General features: G+C 64.2%; 18 protein-coding genes and 1 pseudogene. 9 read left to right on the top strand and 10 right to left on the bottom strand.

What is annotated here, in order from left to right:
- The first annotated feature begins 14 nt into the window (after nucleotides 1-14).
- Together PQR08_RS16970 and PQR08_RS16965 are read left to right on the top strand one after the other, a co-directional pair.
- Nucleotides 15-326 carry a putative quinol monooxygenase gene (locus tag PQR08_RS16970; RefSeq protein WP_250486675.1) on the top strand — a complete coding sequence of 104 codons (312 nt, stop codon included), beginning with the start codon at nucleotides 15-17 and terminating at the stop codon, nucleotides 324-326.
- Nucleotides 323-1216 (top strand): NAD(P)-dependent oxidoreductase, encoded by an 894-nt coding sequence (locus PQR08_RS16965; RefSeq protein ID WP_250486674.1) that lies wholly within the window; start codon nucleotides 323-325, stop codon nucleotides 1214-1216. Before PQR08_RS16970 ends, PQR08_RS16965 begins: the two co-directional genes overlap by 4 nt.
- 73 nt (nucleotides 1217-1289) lie before the next feature.
- Here PQR08_RS16965 and PQR08_RS16960 read toward each other — a convergent pair whose 3' ends face one another.
- Nucleotides 1290-2174, bottom strand: coding sequence for a LysR family transcriptional regulator (locus PQR08_RS16960; protein ID WP_250486673.1), 885 nt, complete (start codon nucleotides 2172-2174; stop codon nucleotides 1290-1292).
- A gap of 122 nt (nucleotides 2175-2296) precedes the next feature.
- On the opposite strand from PQR08_RS16960, the gene argC reads away from it, so the two are divergent.
- Complete coding sequence (gene argC / locus PQR08_RS16955) at nucleotides 2297-3226, top strand: N-acetyl-gamma-glutamyl-phosphate reductase (protein ID WP_408161846.1); 930 nt, start codon at nucleotides 2297-2299, stop codon at nucleotides 3224-3226.
- Between the two features lie 114 nt (nucleotides 3227-3340).
- Here argC and cynR read toward each other — a convergent pair.
- A pseudogene (gene cynR, locus PQR08_RS16950) lies at nucleotides 3341-4227 on the bottom strand (transcriptional regulator CynR).
- 124 nt (nucleotides 4228-4351) lie between these two features.
- Here cynR and PQR08_RS16945 point away from each other — a divergent pair.
- Nucleotides 4352-5011, top strand: a complete 660-nt coding sequence (locus PQR08_RS16945) for a carbonic anhydrase (protein WP_250486669.1) — start codon at nucleotides 4352-4354, stop codon at nucleotides 5009-5011.
- Between the two features lie 48 nt (nucleotides 5012-5059).
- Nucleotides 5060-5530: a cyanase gene (gene cynS, locus PQR08_RS16940; protein WP_187607113.1), complete on the top strand. Its 471-nt coding sequence runs from the start codon at nucleotides 5060-5062 to the stop codon at nucleotides 5528-5530.
- A 57-nt stretch (nucleotides 5531-5587) separates the two neighbouring features.
- Here the strand turns inward: cynS and PQR08_RS16935 are convergent, their stop codons facing one another.
- From PQR08_RS16935 to PQR08_RS16925, 3 genes are read right to left on the bottom strand one after another with little or no spacing between them, the layout of a single operon-like run.
- Complete coding sequence (locus PQR08_RS16935) at nucleotides 5588-6175, bottom strand: flavin reductase family protein (RefSeq protein WP_035500558.1); 588 nt, start codon at nucleotides 6173-6175, stop codon at nucleotides 5588-5590.
- Between the two features lies 1 nt (nucleotide 6176).
- The gene (locus PQR08_RS16930; protein ID WP_238212165.1) at nucleotides 6177-6881 is read right to left on the bottom strand and encodes a GntR family transcriptional regulator; all 705 of its coding nucleotides are present in this window, start codon (nucleotides 6879-6881) and stop codon (nucleotides 6177-6179) included.
- Nucleotides 6878-7795: a polysaccharide deacetylase family protein gene (locus PQR08_RS16925; protein WP_250486667.1), complete on the bottom strand. Its 918-nt coding sequence runs from the start codon at nucleotides 7793-7795 to the stop codon at nucleotides 6878-6880. The genes PQR08_RS16930 and PQR08_RS16925 overlap by 4 nt, the downstream gene beginning before the upstream one ends.
- A gap of 269 nt (nucleotides 7796-8064) precedes the next feature.
- On the opposite strand from PQR08_RS16925, the gene PQR08_RS16920 reads away from it, so the two are divergent.
- Genes PQR08_RS16920 through PQR08_RS16905 form a run of 4 tightly spaced genes read left to right on the top strand, consistent with a single transcriptional unit; the run spans nucleotide 8065 to nucleotide 12276 of the window.
- Nucleotides 8065-9120, top strand: coding sequence for an ABC transporter ATP-binding protein (locus tag PQR08_RS16920; protein ID WP_250486666.1), 1056 nt, complete (start codon nucleotides 8065-8067; stop codon nucleotides 9118-9120).
- A 37-nt stretch (nucleotides 9121-9157) separates the two neighbouring features.
- The gene (locus PQR08_RS16915; protein ID WP_238292272.1) at nucleotides 9158-10447 is read left to right on the top strand and encodes an ABC transporter substrate-binding protein; all 1290 of its coding nucleotides are present in this window, start codon (nucleotides 9158-9160) and stop codon (nucleotides 10445-10447) included.
- A 16-nt stretch (nucleotides 10448-10463) separates the two neighbouring features.
- On the top strand, nucleotides 10464-11378 hold the full coding sequence (locus PQR08_RS16910; RefSeq protein ID WP_408161842.1) for an ABC transporter permease: 915 nt from the start codon (nucleotides 10464-10466) through the stop codon (nucleotides 11376-11378).
- A 1-nt stretch (nucleotide 11379) separates the two neighbouring features.
- Nucleotides 11380-12276, top strand: a complete 897-nt coding sequence (locus tag PQR08_RS16905) for an ABC transporter permease (protein WP_187606733.1) — start codon at nucleotides 11380-11382, stop codon at nucleotides 12274-12276.
- 5 nt (nucleotides 12277-12281) lie between these two features.
- Here PQR08_RS16905 and PQR08_RS16900 read toward each other — a convergent pair whose 3' ends face one another.
- The 5 genes from PQR08_RS16900 to PQR08_RS16880 all read right to left on the bottom strand — a co-directional run bounded on the left by PQR08_RS16900 (nucleotide 12282) and on the right by PQR08_RS16880 (nucleotide 17662).
- Nucleotides 12282-12974 (bottom strand): TetR family transcriptional regulator, encoded by a 693-nt coding sequence (locus PQR08_RS16900; RefSeq protein ID WP_250486665.1) that lies wholly within the window; start codon nucleotides 12972-12974, stop codon nucleotides 12282-12284.
- A gap of 65 nt (nucleotides 12975-13039) precedes the next feature.
- Nucleotides 13040-13957, bottom strand: coding sequence for an ABC transporter permease (locus tag PQR08_RS16895; protein ID WP_250486664.1), 918 nt, complete (start codon nucleotides 13955-13957; stop codon nucleotides 13040-13042).
- Entirely contained in the window at nucleotides 13954-15072 is a 1119-nt protein-coding gene (locus PQR08_RS16890) for an ABC transporter permease (protein WP_250486663.1), read from the bottom strand. Before PQR08_RS16890 ends, PQR08_RS16895 begins: the two co-directional genes overlap by 4 nt.
- Nucleotides 15069-16640, bottom strand: a complete 1572-nt coding sequence (locus PQR08_RS16885; protein ID WP_250486662.1) for an ABC transporter ATP-binding protein — start codon at nucleotides 16638-16640, stop codon at nucleotides 15069-15071. The genes PQR08_RS16890 and PQR08_RS16885 overlap by 4 nt, the downstream gene beginning before the upstream one ends.
- Nucleotides 16637-17662 carry a BMP family protein gene (locus PQR08_RS16880; RefSeq protein WP_187606738.1) on the bottom strand — a complete coding sequence of 342 codons (1026 nt, stop codon included), beginning with the start codon at nucleotides 17660-17662 and terminating at the stop codon, nucleotides 16637-16639. Before PQR08_RS16880 ends, PQR08_RS16885 begins: the two co-directional genes overlap by 4 nt.
- Nucleotides 17663-17671 lie beyond the last annotated feature (9 nt).

Here is a 17671-nt window from a genome sequence, read left to right as displayed (position 1 = left end):
TGGAGCATTTCAGCATGCATAGCGCAACGCAAGGCTTCGTGGTCGTCGCGGAGTTCGAAGTGAAGGCCGAGTGTGTTCGCGACTTCCTCGCGCTCGCACGCGACGACGCGCGGCACTCGCTCGCCGACGAGCCCGGTTGCCGGCAGTTCGACATCGTGCAGATGGAGGAAACGCCGGAGCGCGTCATGTTCTACGAGGTCTACGACGATCGCGCCGCGTTCGATGCACACTTGCGGACGCCGCACCTCGACCGCTTTCGTGCCGGCTTTCCGGCGCTGATCGTGACGGAGCGCCCGGTGCGTTTCGGCCGGCGCGAGTTCGCATGATGCGCGCCGGCCTCGCGGTAGGCTTCATCGGCACGGGCATCATGGGTTCGCCGATGGCGCGGCGCATCGTCGGCGCCGGCTACCGGGTCGCGGCGTGGAACCGCACTCTGGACAAGGCGGCGCCGCTCGCGTCGGCGGGCATCGAGGTGGTCGGTCACGCAAGCGAAACTGCGCGCGATGCGGATGTCGTCATCTGCATGCTGAGCTCGGGCTCCGCGTGCGACGACATCCTGCTCGGCGACGACGGGATCGTCGCCAGAATGCGTGCGGGCAGCGTGCTGATCGTGATGAGCTCGATTCCTGTCGATACCGCGCAGCGCCATGCGCAGGCCGCAGCGGAACGCGGCATCGGCTATCTCGACGCGCCCGTGTCCGGCGGCGAGAAAGGCGCGCAGGACGGCACGCTCGCGATCATGGCGGGCGGCGACGCGGAAGTATTCGAACGCGCGCGCGGCGTGCTACAGACGATGGGCCGTCCGACGCGCATCGGCCCGGCGGGCACGGGCCAGCTCGCGAAGCTCGTCAACCAGATGATGGTCGCGAGTACGATCGCCACCGTCGCCGAAGCGATGCTGCTCGCGGAACGCGGCGGCGCCGATCCCGCGCAGGTCCGCGCGGCGCTGCTCGGCGGATTCGCCGACTCGACGATCCTCCGGCAGCACGCTGCACGCATGATCGCGCAGGATTTCGAGCCGGGCGGCCCGGCCAAGTATCAAATCAAGGATACGAAGACGGCGCTCAGCTTTGCGCAAAGCGTGGGGCTGGAGTTGCCGGTGCTTGGGCTCGTCGATGGCCTCTTCACCGACATGGTCGAACACGGCGACGGCGAGCTGGATCACAGCGCTTTGATCCGCGAACTACGCAGGCGTAATGGCTTGCCGGTGTCGTGACGCTGGGGGCTCGTCGAGCAAACGCGTGCCTCACGCCTTTGCAGCGGCATATGGTGAGGCACTCGTCTAACCCCTACGCCAATCGCAGATCCCACAACACATCGAGTACGTGTTGAGTGGCACGCTCGACGTGCCCTGCACGGTGTGCAATGCCCAGTCGACGCCACAACGCCGGGCGCAGCGGACGCATGACGATGCGCCTGTCGGGTAAAGGCGTCGTGGCCTCATGGGGCAAGAGCGCCGCGCCATAACCTGCCGCTACCAGACTCTTGATCGCGTCGTTGTAGTTGAGCTGAATGCGCGGCGCAGGATGATGCCCCGCGGTCGCAAACCACTCCGTCGTCAGGCGCGAGAGACGCGTAGTCGCGTCATTGAGAATGAGAGGCTGAGCCGCGAGCCATTGAGGCGTTACACGAGCCGGGCATCGCCAATGCGCCGGCACGAAAGCCATTACGGGGTCGCGGCGCCAAGGCTTTATCACGAGTCCAGCCACTGGCGGCTGTGGCAGCGCGACCAGCCCGATATCCAGCGTCCCATCCGCCAATCGGGACAGCGTTTCTTGCGACGTGAGCACCGCAAGCTGAATATCGATCGCGGGATTGCGCTGGCGCAGCACCTCGAGCGTTTGCGGCAACAAGTACGCGATCACACCGGTCGACGCACCGAGCCGCACGCGCCCTTCGAGCCCCTGCACCTGGCGTTGGATATCGTCCAGCGCCTGCTCCGCATCGGCCAGCAGTCGACGCGCACGCTCCACCAGCACCTCTCCTATCGCCGACGGCTTTACCTGCCCGCGCTTCCGTGACAGGAGCGGCGCTCCAACGCGGTCTTCGAGTTCAGCGATATGGAGGCTGACCGTCGGAGGCGCGAGATTCAACGCGCGCGCTGCATCGGCAAATGAGCCACGCTCGGTAATCGCGATCAGAGTGCGCAAGCGGTCCAGGCTGATCTCTCGCATGTCGTCGTCCAGGTTCAGAAAAACTGAATGTTCAGGTCATGAAATTCAACTTTCCCTATTCTAGCGATTCGGTGAACATGGGGCCTCCTTCAACCCGGTACAACCACTCGGAGAATTGGCGTATGAGCGCTCCCGTTGTTTTCATCGATGGCGATCAGGGCACCACCGGACTGCAAATCCAAGAACGGCTGCGCAATCGGACCGACATCACGCTGCTCACGCTTCCCGCCGCAGAACGCAAGGATGCGCGCCGTCGCGCCGAAGCCATCAACGCCTGCGATATCGCCATTCTCTGTTTGCCCGATGCCGCGGCACGCGAGGCGGTAGACGCTATCGTCAATCCTGCCGTCAGAGTCATCGACGCAAGTTCGGCCCACCGCACACAACCGGGCTGGACATACGGCTTTCCGGAGATGACGCTGGGACAGGCCGAGCGCATCGCGAGCGCGCGTCGGGTCACCAATCCCGGCTGCTATCCGACGGGGGCCATCGGCTTGCTGCGTCCCCTGTTGCAGGCTGGGCTCATACCGGGCAACTATCCCGTCAGCATTCATGCGGTGTCCGGCTACTCCGGACGCGGTCGTGCCGGCGTGGAGGAACACGAAGGGCAAGATGCCATCAACGCCCCTTCGTTCCAGGTATATGGTCTGGGACTCGCGCACAAGCACGCCCCGGAAATTCAGGCGCACGCCGGACTCGCGCAGCGGCCCATCTTCGTCCCTGCGTATGGTGCGTTTCGTCAGGGCATTGTGTTGACGGTGCCGCTGGCGTTGCGGCTGCTCGCTCCCGAGGTGGACGCCGCCGCGTTGCACGCATGCCTTGCACGCCACTATGCGGACGCAGCGCACGTGCGTGTCTTGCCGATGCATGAGGCGGGTGTCCTGACGCACCTGGATCCGCAAGCGCTGAACGGTACGAACGACATGCGCTTGAGCGTGTTTTCTAACATGGAACACGGGCATGTTTTGTTGTCCGCGGTTTTCGACAATCTCGGCAAAGGCGCATCCGGCGCTGCTGTTCAGAACCTGAACCTGATGCTCGCGCGCGAATAGCGGCCGTGAAGGCGGCGGTTGCGAAGCCGCAATCGGCAAGCGATCGTCAAGGATGAGTCACGCCACGGCTTTGAGAATGTCCTCCACCACCTTCTTCGCTTCAGCGGCGCGGCCTCAGCCATCAGCGGCAATTTCCTCGAGTGCGAGCGCAATGAATGCCCGTGCTGCCGCGCTTCGATACGCGCCTTTGCGCAGCAGCAACGCAGCGGTTCTCTGCGGCAGCGCCGGCTCCAGGTCCACGAGACTCAAGTCGCGGTGCTCGCGCGCTATCGCCGCTGGCAGCAGCGTTGCGAGCGTGCTGCGACGCACGAGTTCGATGACCGCACTGATCGAATTAACCTCCATCGCAATGCGCGGTGCAACGCCGTGTTGCCTGCAATACCGGTCGATGTATTGTCGCGTCGCAAATTCCTCGTTGAGCAACACGAGCGCTTCGCTTTCGAACTCGCGAAGCGTCAGCGGCGCGCGCTTCTTCGCATAGCGATGCGACTTACCAACCACATCGCCAAAGCCTCGACGAACAGCGCCTGTGTCTCGATCTCGGGTGAGTGCGTATCGCTGAACGCAATGCCGACATCGAGCGCATCTTCATTCAACAACGCCTCCATGCGCTCTTGCGGCATCTCGTGGATGTCGAGCGTGATGTTCGGATAGCGGTGGTTGTACTCCCGTAGCAACGGACCGATCAGGTAAGCCGTGAACGTCGGGGTCATCCCGAGGCGCAGTGACCCGCGAGTCAGATCCTGGACGTCATGGATGGCCCGCTTGCCCGCCTCCAGATCCTGCAGCGCACGCTGCGCATAGCGCACATAGGCAGCGCCGGCGTCGGTCAACTGAATCGTCCGACCGGACCGGTCGAGCAATTGCGCGTCGAGTGCATCTTCGAGTTGCATGATCTGTTGCGACAGCGTCGGCTGCGACACGTGCAGCGCCTCGGCCGCCCGCGTGAAGTTGCGGTGTTCCGCGACCGCCAGAAAATAACGGATGTGCCGGAGCAACATGGGCCCCTCCAAACTATTGGCGCTGCCTATAGGGAGAATAAGAAACCGGTCTTGGACACTATATCTCGCCCGGCGCATTCTTCGTCCATCGGTTCTCAACACGCAGACCCAGATGGAGCGAAACATGCAGGACATCATCGACGGCTTCCTGAAATTCCAGCGCGACGCGTTCCCCCAGCGGTCCGAGCTTTTCAGGCGGCTGGCCACCAGCCAGAACCCGCGTACCTTGTTCATTTCCTGTTCGGATAGCCGGCTCGTGCCGGAACTCGTCACGCAGCGCGAACCCGGCGACCTGTTCGTGATCCGCAATGCCGGCAATATCGTGCCGTCGTATGGTCCGGAACCGGGCGGCGTGACCGCTACCGTCGAATACGCCGTCGCCGCGCTCGGCGTGACCGATGTGGTGATTTGCGGCCACTCCGACTGCGGCGCGATGACCGCCATCGCCACATGCAAGTGCATGGACCACATGCCGGCCGTGCGCAATTGGCTGCGTTATGCGGACTCTGCGAAGGTCGTCAACGAGGCGCGCGAGCATAAGAGCGAACGCGACAGGATCGACTCGATGGTCCGCGAAAACGTGATCGCTCAGCTCGCCAACATCAAGACGCATCCTTCGGTGCGGCTCGCCCTCGAACAGGGACATTTGGCCTTGCACGGATGGGTGTACGACATCGAAACCGGCTCGATCGATACGCTCGACGGTGCGACCAACCAGTTCGTTTCCCTGGCTGAACATCCACACACATGTGCAACGCCGGCTCGACTCAATCTCGCGGCCTGATCTACTGCTTTTTCTTTAAACATCGACTCAATCGCAAGGAGCATCATCATGACGCAATCCCTGTCCAGCCAGGCCCCCCGTGAAGCACTGACCGACGCCATCATCGACGCTAAGGTTCGCCAAGGCCTGACGTTCGAACAGATCAATGAAGGCACGGGCTTGAGTCTCGCTTTCGTCACCGCCGCACTGCTCGGCCAGCACCCGTTGCCTGCCGGCGCTGCGCAAGTCGTGGCCGACAAGCTCGAACTCGGCGAAGACGCCGTTCGCTTGCTGCAAGCGATTCCCGTACGCGGCAGCATTCCCGGCGGCGTGCCGACCGATCCGACGATCTACCGGTTCTACGAAATCGTGCAGATCTATGGTTCGACGTTGAAGGCGCTGGTTCACGAAAAGTTCGGCGACGGCATCATCAGCGCGATCAACTTCAAGCTGGACATCAAGAAAGTGGACGATCCGGAAGGCGGCTCGCGCGCCGTGATCACGCTCGACGGAAAGTATCTGCCGACCAAGCCGTTCTGATGCGCCGGGGGAAATCGCTGTTCGATGTGGAGATTTCCCCGTCGGGAACGCCTGCCATCACATCTGAAAGCGGTCACGCGTCGTCACATAGTCGCTCGCGCCGAAGCGACCTACCGGAAAGTAATGCTCCAGGCGCACGCGCCATGTATCGATATCGATGAGTTCGTCACGCGCATGAAGCATCAGCACGCGGCCGATGAAGATATGGCGGCTCGCCGTTTCGAGCGTTTCCCACAACGCGCACTCGAACGCGACGGGCGCCTCGGCGATACGCGGCGGCTTCACGCGTGTCGAGGCGAGCGTGCTCAGGCCCACCTGTTCGAGCTCGGAGACATCCGCGGCGAAGCGTTCGCCGCAGCGATGCATCTGCTGCGCGATAGCTTCATCGGCGAGATGCACAACGAACTCCTTTTCGCGCGGGACATTCACCGCGGTGTCCTTCAACGTGCCGTCCGCCAGCCGGTTGATGCTGATCATGACGATGGGCGGCTCTTCGCCCAGCATGTTGAACATCGAGAACGGCGCGGCATTCACGGTGCCGTCCGCGCCGAGCGTGGTGACGAGCGCGATGGGCCGCGGCACGATGAGACTCGCCATCAGCTTGTAACGCTGGTACTCGGTAATCGCTTCGAAATCGATTTCCATGTCACTCCACTGCGGTTCGTTGCGCGGGATCGATGCCGAGCAGATGCGCGAGCCCGTTTGCGCCCGGCATGCGCGATGTCTCGATGCGCGCCTCCAGGCTGCGCAGATGCGCCATCATGTGCGCGATCGCGCCCGCGGCATCGCGCGCTTCGAGGCAATCGAGGATGGCGGTGTGCTCGTCGTGCTCGCACGGCGCGTTGCCGACCGGCTCGTAAGCGCCGACGATCAAGGAGCAGCGCGAGATCAGTTCGCTGAGATAGTGTTCGAGGATCGCATTGCCCGCAAGCGCCGCGATACGCAGATGAAACGCGCTCGCAAGCCGCGCCCACGATGGCTGATCGAAGCGATGCATCGCCTCGTGCTCCTCGTCGAGCTGTCCGCGCAACGCGGCGATATCGGCGGCGCTCGCGCGCTCCGCCGCGAGTTCGACGAGCGCACGCTCGACCGAACGCCGTGCCTCGAAAATCGCGCGCGTCTCCTCGCGGGTCGGCTGCGCGATCACCGCGCCCTTGTTCGGACGCAGCACGACGATGCCGTCGTACGCGAGCTTTTCCAGCGCGCGCCGCACCGCCGCGCGGCCCACGCCGAACAGCGCGCATAGCTCGGGCTCGGGCAATTTCGTGCCGGGCGCGAGCCTGCGATTGAGCACGCCCTCGAAGATCGACCGATAGACGCGCGCGTCCGCGCTCTCCTTCCCGCTCTTCATGCGGCCTGCGCCGGCACGGGCACGGCTTCTTCGGCATGACGCGCTATCGCGCCGGGCGTCGCGAGCCAGATATCCTCGCGCGCCGCTGCGATATGCGCCAGCGCACGCCGCAAATGCCGCAACCGGTACGGCTGCCCGACGATATACGGATGCAGCGCGACGCCCATCACGAGCGCCTGCGGCGAGCGCGCGCGCAGCGTCTGTTCGAGCATCTCGTCGAACTGGTCGATGATCATGTCCGCGAAGTCGCGCATGTCCATGTGACGCGCCATGATCATCGGCAGATCGTTCAGCTCCTGAGGATACGGAATCGACCAGAGCGGGCCGCCGCGCGTGTTCATGCGCACGGGCCGGTCGTCGTGACACCAGTTGAGCGTGTAGCGGAAGCCCGTCTCGGCAAGCAGGTCCGGCGTGCGATGCGATTCGGAGATCCACGGCGAGAGCCATCCCGAAGGCGCTGCGCCCGAACATTCGAGGATGCGCGCGCGGCAGTGCGCGAGCAGCGCGCGTTCGCCGTCTTCGTCGAGATCGCTCTGGCGCTGCGCGTTCGTGTGACCGTGCGCGATGAGTTCGTCGCCACGCGCGGCGCATGCTTCGAGGAGCGCGGGACAGTGATCATAGAGCGACGTATTGATGAGCGTGCCCGCGGGCAAATCGAGCGCATCGAACAGTTCGATGCAGCGCCACGCGCCCACACGGTTGCCGTACTCGCGCCAACTGTAATTGAGCACATCGGGCTGCGGCGACAGCGGCCCGAGCGCCGCGCCAAGCCCCTCGCCGAACGCGAAGTGTTCGAGGTTGAAGCCGAGATAGACCGCGAGGCCCGCGCCGTTCGGCCAGCGATAACCATCGCTTTCGTGGATCGGCCGATAGTCGAAGCGTCCATGCGTCTTCAACGGAGCGAAGTCGTTCATTGTCGAATGTGATGAACCGGTTTGGTTAGGTCATGCCCCATAGCGGACGTGATCCGCACCTCGATCGCACACGTCAGGCGTCTGCGGATGCCGACGATCGGGGTCCGCGATCGTGTGCAATATGCGCGCCAATTCGTCGACACCTGCTGTCAGCGTATGTGGAGCGTTCTGGACGTGCAACGCGACCGTGCGGCCGGACACGAATGGCATATGTCTTGCAATGGCTTGCCCGCTGTATTCCATCAGCGTCTTCAACAGGACAAGCCTTCATGGTTCAACCGGCATCCACGGTGGTTCGCGCGAGCCCGGCCGATATCGAGCTCGTGCATGTTTCGAAGCGCTATGGCGATGCGCTCGCCGTCGACGCCATCGATCTGCGCATTCCCGGCGGGGCATATTGCTGTCTGCTCGGTCCGTCCGGTTGCGGCAAGACGTCGACGCTGCGCATGATCGCGGGCCACGAGTGGGTGTCCGAAGGCGATGTGCTGATCGGCGGGCGCAACGTCACGCGCGAGCAGCCGGTCGCGCGCGGCACGGCGATGGTGTTTCAGAGCTATGCGCTCTTCCCGCATCTCTCTGCGCTCGACAACGTCGCGTTCAGCCTCAAGGTGCGCGGCGTCGCGAAGGAAGCGCGCAGGAAGCGCGCGGGCGAACTGCTGGAACTCGTCGCGATGTCGGCCTACGCGAACCGCAAGCCTGCGCAACTCTCGGGCGGACAGCAGCAGCGCGTTGCGCTTGCGCGCGCGCTCCTCAACGAGCCGCGCTGCCTGCTGCTCGACGAGCCGCTCTCCGCACTCGATCCCTTCCTGCGCGTGCAGATGCGCGCCGAACTCAAGCGCTGGCAGAAGGAACTCGGCATCACCTTCGTGCACGTCACGCATTCGCAGGAAGAAGCGATGGCCCTCGCCGATCTCGTCGTCGTGATGAGTCACGGTCATATCGAGCAGAGCGGCACGCCTTTCGACGTATTCAACCGGCCGCGCACGGAATTCGTCGCGCGCTTTCTGGGCGGTCATAACGTGCTCGGTTCGAACGGGCGGCTATTCACGGTGCGCGCCGATCATCTGCGCATCGCGCCGCACGGCGTCGCGCCCGGCACGAGCGCGGGCGACAGCGGTCTTCTGCGCATCGGCGGACTCGCGTGCACGGTGCGCGAAGCCGAGTATCAGGGCACGCATCTGCGCATGACGCTCGATCCGCTCGACGGCTCTCCCGAGCTCGTCTCGATGATCAGCGACGCCGACTACGACGCGCAACGCGCCGGCCCCGGCGCGCGCGTGACGGTGTGGTGGGACGAACAGAACGCGCATCCGCTCGCCGCGTGAGATCAGGCAATCACAACTTCAAATTCGAGGAGAGTCCATGAACGACGAACAAGCCAACGCACGCGAAGCAGACACCACGAACGCAGGGATTTCACGCCGCACGTTCATCAAGGGCGCGGTGGCGGCGGCGGGCATCGCCGGGTTTCCGTATGTGCACGCGCAGGAGAAGATCACATTGCGCTATCTCGGCACCGCGGTGAACCAGAGCGCGGAGATCGCGAAGAAGTTCAAGGAAGATACGGGCATCGAGATTCAGTACATTCCCGTCACGACCGACGATGTGACCAAGCGCATCATCACGCAACCGAATTCGTTCGATATCGTCGATACCGAATACTTCTCGCTAAAGAAGCTGATTCCCGCCGGCACGCTCGCGGGCATGGATGCGAAGCGCATCAAGCTCGCGGACAAGATCACGCCCGTATTGACCAAGGGCGAGGTGAACGGCAAGAAGATCGGCGATCAGGGCACGGCGCCGAAGAAGGTGATGTTCCTCAAGGGCGCGCGTTCGACGGAGTTCAGCGCGACGCCCACCGAATGGATGACGCTCATCCCCACGACGTACAACGCGGACACGCTCGGCATCCGCCCGGACCTCATTTCGCGGCCCGTGACGACATGGGCCGACCTGCTCGATCCGCAGTTCAAGGGGAAAGCGGCGCTGCTCAACATTCCGGCCATCGGCATCATGGATGCGGCCATGGCGATCGAGGCGACGGGTCACGTCAAGTACGGCGACAAGGGCAACATGACGAAGGCGGAGATAGACCAGACCATCAAGGTGCTGATCGAAGCGAAGCGCGCCGGACAGTTCCGCGCGTTCTGGCGCGACTTCAACGAGAGCGTAAACCTGATGGCCTCGGGTGAAGTGGTGATCCAGTCGATGTGGTCGCCCGCCGTCACCAAGGTCCGCACGATGGGCATCGCGTGCAAGTTCCAGCCGCTCAAGGAAGGCTATCGCTCGTGGGCCTCGGGCTTCGGCTTTCCGCGCTCGCTGCAGGGCAAGAAACTCGATGCCGCGTATGAATTCGTCAACTGGTTCCAGGACGGCTGGGCGGGCGCGTATCTGATGCGCCAGGGTTATTACCCCGGCGTGACCGAAACGGCCAAGTCGCACATGCAGGCCTACGAGTGGGACTACTGGATGGAAGGCAAGCCCGCCGCGCAGGACATCAAGGCGCCCGACGGCCAGTTGCTGGAGAAGGCCGGCACCGTGCGCGACGGCGGCTCGTACACCCAGCGCATGGGCGCGATCGCCTGCTGGAACGCGGTGATGGACGAGAACATCTACATGGTCCAGAAATGGAACGAGTTCATCGCCGCATAAGGGAGCGCCGCTCACGATGGCTTCGGTCGAATATCTTCAGCAGGCAAAGCAGACGCCGGTGCGTCACCGGCGCGTGAGCGCGTGGCTGCAAGCGACGCCGCTCACGCTGACCTTTCTGCTGTTCTTCATCGTGCCGCTCGTGATCACGCTGATCGTGAGCTTCTGGGACTTCAACGAATATCAGATCATCCCCGCCTTCACGCTGAAGAACTACGCGGCGATATTCGATGGCTGCGGTTCGTTCACGGACGTCTGCGTGACCTTCAAGACGTACTGGTCGACGCTCAGGTTCTGCGCGATCGTGTGGGCGGTGACGCTCGTGCTCGGCTTCGCGATCGCGTACTTCCTCGCCTTTCACGTGCGCACCACCGCGATGCAGACCGTGCTGTTTCTCGTCTGCACCATTCCGTTCTGGACCTCGAACGTGATCCGCATGATCTCGTGGATTCCGCTTCTCGGGCGCAACGGGCTCGTGAATCAGGCGCTGATGTCGGCGCATCTCGTCGACCGGCCCATCGAATGGCTGCTGTACTCGAACTTCTCGGTCGTGCTCGCGTTCGTGCATCTCTACACGTTCTTCATGATCGTGCCGATCTTCAACGCGATGATGCGCATCGACCGTGCGCTGCTCGAAGCGGCGCGCGACGCCGGCGCAAGCGGCTGGCAGGTCATCCGCGACGTGGTGCTGCCGCTGTCGAAATCCGGCATCGTGATCGGCTCGATCTTCGTCGTCACGATCGTGATGGGCGATTTCCTTACCGTGGGCGTGATGGGCGGACAGCAAATCGCGTCGGTGGGCAAGATCATCCAGGTGCAGACCGGCTATCTGCAGTTTCCCGCCGCGGCGGCCAACGCGATCATCCTGCTCGCCGTCGTGCTGATGATCGTATGGGCGCTGACGCGCGTCGTCGATATCAGAAAGGAGCTGTGACATGGCGGGTGCAATCGCGCATCGGGAACATCGGCCCGCGAGCTTCTACTGGCTCGCGCTCCTCTTCGGGCTATTCGTGCTGTTCCTGTACGGGCCGGTCATCACGATCTTCATTCTGTCCTTCCAGGGTCCGGAAGGCGGTCTCACCTTCCCGATGCGCGGCGTCTCGCTGCACTGGTTCGCCGCATTGCGCGACGGCGTCGGCGATATCGACATCTGGGCCGCGTTCGGACGCTCCGTGAAACTCGCGCTCGCGGTGACGGTCCTGACCGTGCTGTTCTCACTGAGCGCGGGCCTTGCGTTCCGGCGGCGCTTTCGCGGCGATACCGCGGTGTTCTATGTTTCCGTGGCGAGCCTCATCATGCCGTCGATCATCGTGTCGCTCGGTATCGGCCTCACGTTTCGCCTGCTCGACACGCTCATCAAATATCTGGCGAACGAATGGGGCTTCCAGTCGTTCGCGGATGGCTGGACCACCTCGATGGGTCTCTTCACCTCGGCGCTCGGCGCGCATCTCACGTGGACGCTGCCGTTCGGCCTGCTCGTGATGTTCGCCGTGTTCAACCGATTCAATCCGGCGTATGAGGAAGCGGCGCGCGATCTCGGCGCTTCGCCGTGGCAGTCGTTCAAACATGTGGTGCTGCCGATCATCGGGCCTTCCGTGATCGGCGTCGGCATGTTCGGCTTCACGCTCTCGTGGGATGAAATCGCGCGAACCTCGCAAGCGATAGGCGATCAGAACACGCTGCCGCTCGAATTGCAGGGCTTGACGACATCGGTGACGACGCCCGTCATCTACGCGCTCGGCACGGTGACGACGCTGATGTCGCTTGCGGTGATGGTCGGCGGCCTGTTGATCGTGAGATCGATTGCCAGGCGCCGAAAGCTCGTCAACTGAAGGGCTTATGTCAGTTCCAGCACACGCTCTCCGGCAAGGAACGCGCGCACCAGTTCATGCGCCTGCGCCTTGTGCGCGGCCTGCCATGAAGGCGCGAGCATGTCGGTATCGAACATCCGCGAGATCGTGTACGCGTTCGACTTGTGAAAATAAGCGAGGCTCACGAGCGTCACGTACAGATGCAGCGGATCGATGCCGCGACGCAAGGTGCCCGCGGTTTCGCCGCGCCGGATGAGCGTGCGCAGCTTGTCGAGCACGGGCGATGACATCGCCTGAATCACTTTCGAGCGCTTCAGGAAACGTGCGCGATTCAGGTTCTCCCACGACAGCAGGCACAGCAATTCCGGATGCGCCGCGAAATGGCCTTCGGTGAAATCGTAGAGCTGGAGAATGCCGCCCGCGGGATCGACGCTCCGCACGTCGAGCGTCACCGCGAGTTCCGCTTCGCGCAGCCGCGCGAGCACATGTTCCAGCACTTCCACATACAGCGCTTCCTTGCCGCCGAAGTAGTGATAAATCATGCGGATGTTCACCTTCGCGCGGCTCGCGATCGTCTCGACGCGCGCGCCGCTGAAGCCCTTGTCGGCGAACTCCCTGATGGCGATCCTGAAGATGCGCTCGCGCGTTTTGGCGGCGAGCTGCTGGCGGCGTGTGGGCTCGTCTTTCTTGTTCTTCGCGGGAACAGCGGTACGTGGCATGAATTCGATCGATGAGTTGAACACGGCGCGACGAAACACGATGGTACTCCGTCGCACCGCCGCCGCTAGCGTTTGAACGGCTGCGTGAGCGCGGGCGGCGCGGTCTGCCGGCCGATCAGCCCTGCTACCGCGACCAGCGCGAGCAGGTACGGCAGCATGATGAGCAGCGCCGTCGGCACGTGCAGGCCGAACATCGGCAACTGAAACTGCATGGCAGTGGCCGCGCCGAACAGCAGGCACGCGAGCGCCGTGCGGCCGATCTTCCAGTTGCCGAAGATGATCGCCGCAATCGCGAGATAACCCGTGCCGTTGGTCATGCCTTCGGTGAACGTGTGAATATCGCCGATGGAGATGAAGCATCCCGCCGCCGCCGACATCACGCCGGAGAACAGCACCGCGCCGTAGCGGATGCGCGCGACAGGCAGGCCCGACTGATCGACCGCGCGCGGCGCGACGCCTGTTGCATGCAGCGCGACGCCGAGCGCCGTGCGGCGCATGATGACCGAAGTCGCGAGCAGCACCGCGAGCCCCGCATAGAGCAGCCACACTTGCCCGAACACGGGTTCGCCGATCAGCGGCAATTTTCCGAGCACGGGCGGCGACCAGTGCGCGAGTCCCGGAATCGCGGCGCTCGACCGTTCGCCGAAGATCTCGCGATAAGCGAGCGTCGTGCCGCCGAGCGCGAGAATGTTGATGCCGATGCCCGTCACGATCTGGTTCGCACGCAAGGTCACGCTCAGGAACGCCTGCAGCAGCGCGAGCGGAATCACGCCGAGCATGCCGCACAAGAGACCGATCGACGGATTGCCGGTGAGCCATGAAAACGTCGCGCCGAGAAACGCGCCGGTGAGCATCATGCCTTCAACGCTCATGTTGAGCACGCCCGCGCGCTCGCTCACGAGTTCGCCGGTTGCGGCGAGCATCATCGGTGCGGAAAGGCGAATGGATGCGCCCGCGAAGACCGCGAGAAGTTCGAGATTCATCGACGTGCCTCTCCCTTGTCGAGCCACAACGCGCCGCCCGCGAGCGCGATCGTGACGATGCCCTGCACGATCAGCACGAGCGCCGAAGGCACCTGCGCGACCATCTCCATGTTGATGCCGCCCGAGCGCAGAAAGCCGAACAGCAGCGCCGCCGCGAACACGCCGGTGATCGAGCCGCGCGCGAGCAGGCCGACCACGAGCCCATCGAAACCATAGCCCGACGAAAAGCCCGCCTTGAGCGAGTATTGATCGCCTTGCAGCATCAGCGCGCCGGCGAGTCCGCTGAACGCGCCCGCGAGCGCGAGCGCGCCGACCAGCGATGACGTGATCGGCAAGCCCGCGCGTTTCGCCGCGATGGCGTTGAGCCCGGCGGCGCGCAACGCGAGACCGAAGCGCGTGCGCGCGAGCAGGATCGCGGATGCGACGGCGAGCACGATCGTCACCGGCAAGCCGATGTTCAGGTTCATGCCGCTCGCGGCGAGGATCGCGGGAAGCTTGGTCGGATCGGGAATTTCGAGCGATTCGGGCAACGTGGCGCCGTTCGTCATCGGCTGGCGCAGCAGCGCTTCGCTCTGCACGCACCAGTAGAGCAGCCATACCGCGATGAACGAGAGCAGCAACGTGCTGATCACTTCGTTGGTGCCGGCCTTCGCCTTCAGCACGCCGGGCACGCCGCCCCACACCGCGCCGGCCGCGGCCGCGCACAGCATCGGCACGATGAACGAGAGACCGAAGGGCAGATGCGCGCAGCCGCCATAGAGACTCATCGCGGTCGCGACGATGCCGCCGATCGCGAGCTGCCCTTCTCCGCCGACGTTCGTGAGCTTCGCGCGGTTCGCGATGACGAAGCCCGTGCCGACGAGCGCGAACGCGAGACTGCGATTGATCGACGCACCGATCGCATAAGGCGAGCCCCACGCGCCATCGGCGAATGCGGCGAGCGCCTCGGCGATGGAAACGTGCATCAGCGCGATCAACGCGAGCGCGGCGAGCATCGCGAACGCGACGGCCGCCGCGATCACGCATGCCACGCGCAGGTGCGGCCAGCGCGCGCGCCAGCTTTGCGTACCGGGCGCGGACGCGAGCGGTGTTTGCAGCTTCATGTGCCGATTCATGCAGTCTCTCCCGCGCCCGCCATCCACGCGCCGATGCGTCCGCGATTGCTCGCATCGGGCGTGCACGTGCCCATGATGCGTCCGCGATACAGCACGACGATGCGATCGGCGACGCTCATCAGCTCGTCGAGTTCGGATGAAACAAGCAGCACGCCCACGCCGCGATCGCGCGCCGCGCGGATGTGCGAATACACGGCGGCGACCGCGCCGACATCGAGACCGCGCGTCGGCTGCGTGGCGAGCAGAAAAATCAGCGGATCGAGCGTCAGTTCGCGTGCGAGCACGGCCTTTTGCTGATTGCCGCCCGACAGCCCGCCGAAGAGCGCATCGGGACCGCTCGCGCGCACGTCGAAACGCTGCATCAGTTCGAGCGCCGCGGCGCGCATCGCACGGCGCTTAAGAAAGCCGCCGCGCGTGTAGCGGTCGAGATGATTGAGCAGCAGATTGTCGGCGAGGCTCATGCCGGTGACGCAGCCGACCGCGTGCCGGTCTTCCGGCACGATGCCCACGCCCGCTTGCGTGAGTTCGCGCGGGCTCGCCTGAGTCATGTCGCGCCCCGCGATGAAAAAGCGCCCCGCCGATGCGCCCGACATGCCCGCGAGCACTGCGCCGAGTTCGCTCTGACCATTGCCCTCCACACCCGCAATGCCGACGATCTCGCCGCGATTCACGACGAGCGTGCAGTCGCTCAAGCGCGCGACGCCCTCGGCATCGCGCGCGCTGAGTCCATCGATCTGCAGCACTTCGTCCTGCAACGGGCGCGAGTATGGCGAGGCGCTTTTCACGAGCGACAGACGCCCGGCGAGATCGTCGGGGGTGTCGTCGCCTTCGCGATGGATCATCGCGTGCACGAGCCGGTCGATCTCCGTCGCGGGCGATGCCGAGCGCGCCACCACGCGGCCCGATTGCAGCACGGTCGCATGCGTGGCGATGCGGCTGATCTCCTTCAGCTTGTGCGTGACGAGCACCACCGCACAGCCGCGCGCGGCCACGCGCTCGCAGGTGTCGAGCAAAGCGTCGATCTCGGCGGGCAGGAGCACGGCCGTCGGTTCGTCGAGCAGCAGGAGACGCGGCTCGCGCATCAGGCACTTCACGATCTCCACGCGCTGCCGCTCGCCGACCGATAGATCCGCCACCTTCGCTTCGAGCGCCAATTCGAGGCCGACGCTTGCGAGCACGGCGCGCACGCGTTCGGCTTCGCGTTGCCGATGAAGCCATCCGCGCGCCTGTCCGAGCAGCAGATTGTCGAGCACGCTGGCATCGTCGACGAGACTGAAATGCTGATGCACCATCGCGATGCCGTGCGCGAGCGCCTCGCGCGGATTGCGCGGACGATACGGCGCGCCGTTCACGCGCATGGCGCCCGAATCCGGCTGATGCACGCCGAAGATGACGTTGCACAGCGTCGATTTGCCCGCGCCGTTTTCGCCGAGCAGGCAATGCACATCGCCCGGCATCAGGTCGAGCGAGACGCCTTCGAGCGCGGTGAACGTGCCGAAGCGCTTGCCGATGTCCGTAAGCGCGAGGATCGGCGCGGCATCGACCGAAGGAGAAGGCAGCGTGCTCATCCCTCGGACACCTTGATCTTGCCGCTCAGGATGTCGTCTTCGATCTGCTTGAGCTTCGCGTCCATCGCGGGCGTCGACTTGCAGACGACCATGCCCGACGCCTTCGGCCCCATCGCGAGGCCGAACGCCTTGTAGCCGGGCTGCCACTGCCCTTTCTCCAGTTGCTCGATCGCGTATTGCGCCTGATAGCCGACGCCCGTGATGCTGTACGCGATATAGAGCGGATCGCTTCCGCAGCGGTCCGTATAGCTGCCGATGATATGCGTGTCCTTCTCCTTGGCGGCCTGTTCGAGTCCGCGCAAGCCGAGGTTCAGGATGTGATAGTGCACGTCGGCGCCTTGCGCGATGGCCGCCGCCGTCGCTTCGCGCGACTTCGCGACGTTGTCGAAGTCGCCGGTATAGCTCTCGAAGTATTTGATCTTCGGATTCACGTAACGCGCGCCGTTGCCGAACTCCTTGCCCGCGTTGACGATCGATGGAATCTCCATGCCGCCGACATAACTCACCGCGCCGTTCTTCGACAGCATCGCGGCCGCCGCGCCCGCGACGAACGCGATCTCGGCCTGCTTCACGTCGTAGCCCGCAACATTGGCCGGCATGTTCTCGCCCTTGTTGCCACCGACGACGGAGAACTTCACGTTCGGAAAGCGCTTCGCGATCTTGAGCACGGCCGCCTGCGTCTGTCCGCCGATGCCGATCACGAGCTGATTCTTCGTCGCGAGATTCGTGAGCGCCTGCTCCATGTCCGCGTAGTTGATGTTCTCGATGATCTGCGTCTTGAGCTTCGGCCCGAACTCCTTCTGCGCCGCAAGCACGCCGTCGTAGCCCGATTCCATCCAGCCCTTGTCGGTCTTCGAGCCGGGAATCAGCACGCCGACGCGCATCGCGTCATCGGCGGCGTGCGCATCGGAGAGAAAGAACGCGGGCGCGGCGAGCGCGACGACACCGGCCGTCACGACGAGGCGCGACACGAGACGACGGCGCAATTTTTCGCGAGAAGCCTGTTGCAAGCTCGACATCACTGGCACTCC

The sequence above is a fragment of the Caballeronia jiangsuensis genome (genome assembly GCF_046030135.1).
Taxonomy (GTDB): Bacteria; Pseudomonadota; Gammaproteobacteria; order Burkholderiales; family Burkholderiaceae; genus Caballeronia; species Caballeronia jiangsuensis.
This window is presented reverse-complemented; position numbering and strand designations above follow the sequence as displayed.

Excerpts from the sequence above, each read along its gene's own strand:
- PQR08_RS16970 (WP_250486675.1), top strand. The coding sequence starts at position 15 with ATGCATAGCGCAACGCAAGGCTTCGTGGTCGTCGCGGAGTTCGAAGTG.
- PQR08_RS16965 (WP_250486674.1), top strand. The coding sequence starts at position 323 with ATGATGCGCGCCGGCCTCGCGGTAGGCTTCATCGGCACGGGCATCATG.
- PQR08_RS16960 (WP_250486673.1), bottom strand. The coding sequence starts at position 2,174 with ATGCGAGAGATCAGCCTGGACCGCTTGCGCACTCTGATCGCGATTACC.
- argC (WP_408161846.1), top strand. The coding sequence starts at position 2,297 with ATGAGCGCTCCCGTTGTTTTCATCGATGGCGATCAGGGCACCACCGGA.
- PQR08_RS16945 (WP_250486669.1), top strand. The coding sequence starts at position 4,352 with ATGCAGGACATCATCGACGGCTTCCTGAAATTCCAGCGCGACGCGTTC.
- cynS (WP_187607113.1), top strand. The coding sequence starts at position 5,060 with ATGACGCAATCCCTGTCCAGCCAGGCCCCCCGTGAAGCACTGACCGAC.
- PQR08_RS16935 (WP_035500558.1), bottom strand. The coding sequence starts at position 6,175 with ATGGAAATCGATTTCGAAGCGATTACCGAGTACCAGCGTTACAAGCTG.
- PQR08_RS16930 (WP_238212165.1), bottom strand. The coding sequence starts at position 6,881 with ATGAAGAGCGGGAAGGAGAGCGCGGACGCGCGCGTCTATCGGTCGATC.
- PQR08_RS16925 (WP_250486667.1), bottom strand. The coding sequence starts at position 7,795 with ATGAACGACTTCGCTCCGTTGAAGACGCATGGACGCTTCGACTATCGG.
- PQR08_RS16920 (WP_250486666.1), top strand. The coding sequence starts at position 8,065 with ATGGTTCAACCGGCATCCACGGTGGTTCGCGCGAGCCCGGCCGATATC.
- PQR08_RS16915 (WP_238292272.1), top strand. The coding sequence starts at position 9,158 with ATGAACGACGAACAAGCCAACGCACGCGAAGCAGACACCACGAACGCA.
- PQR08_RS16910 (WP_408161842.1), top strand. The coding sequence starts at position 10,464 with ATGGCTTCGGTCGAATATCTTCAGCAGGCAAAGCAGACGCCGGTGCGT.
- PQR08_RS16905 (WP_187606733.1), top strand. The coding sequence starts at position 11,380 with ATGGCGGGTGCAATCGCGCATCGGGAACATCGGCCCGCGAGCTTCTAC.
- PQR08_RS16900 (WP_250486665.1), bottom strand. The coding sequence starts at position 12,974 with ATGCCACGTACCGCTGTTCCCGCGAAGAACAAGAAAGACGAGCCCACA.
- PQR08_RS16895 (WP_250486664.1), bottom strand. The coding sequence starts at position 13,957 with ATGAATCTCGAACTTCTCGCGGTCTTCGCGGGCGCATCCATTCGCCTT.
- PQR08_RS16890 (WP_250486663.1), bottom strand. The coding sequence starts at position 15,072 with ATGAATCGGCACATGAAGCTGCAAACACCGCTCGCGTCCGCGCCCGGT.
- PQR08_RS16885 (WP_250486662.1), bottom strand. The coding sequence starts at position 16,640 with ATGAGCACGCTGCCTTCTCCTTCGGTCGATGCCGCGCCGATCCTCGCG.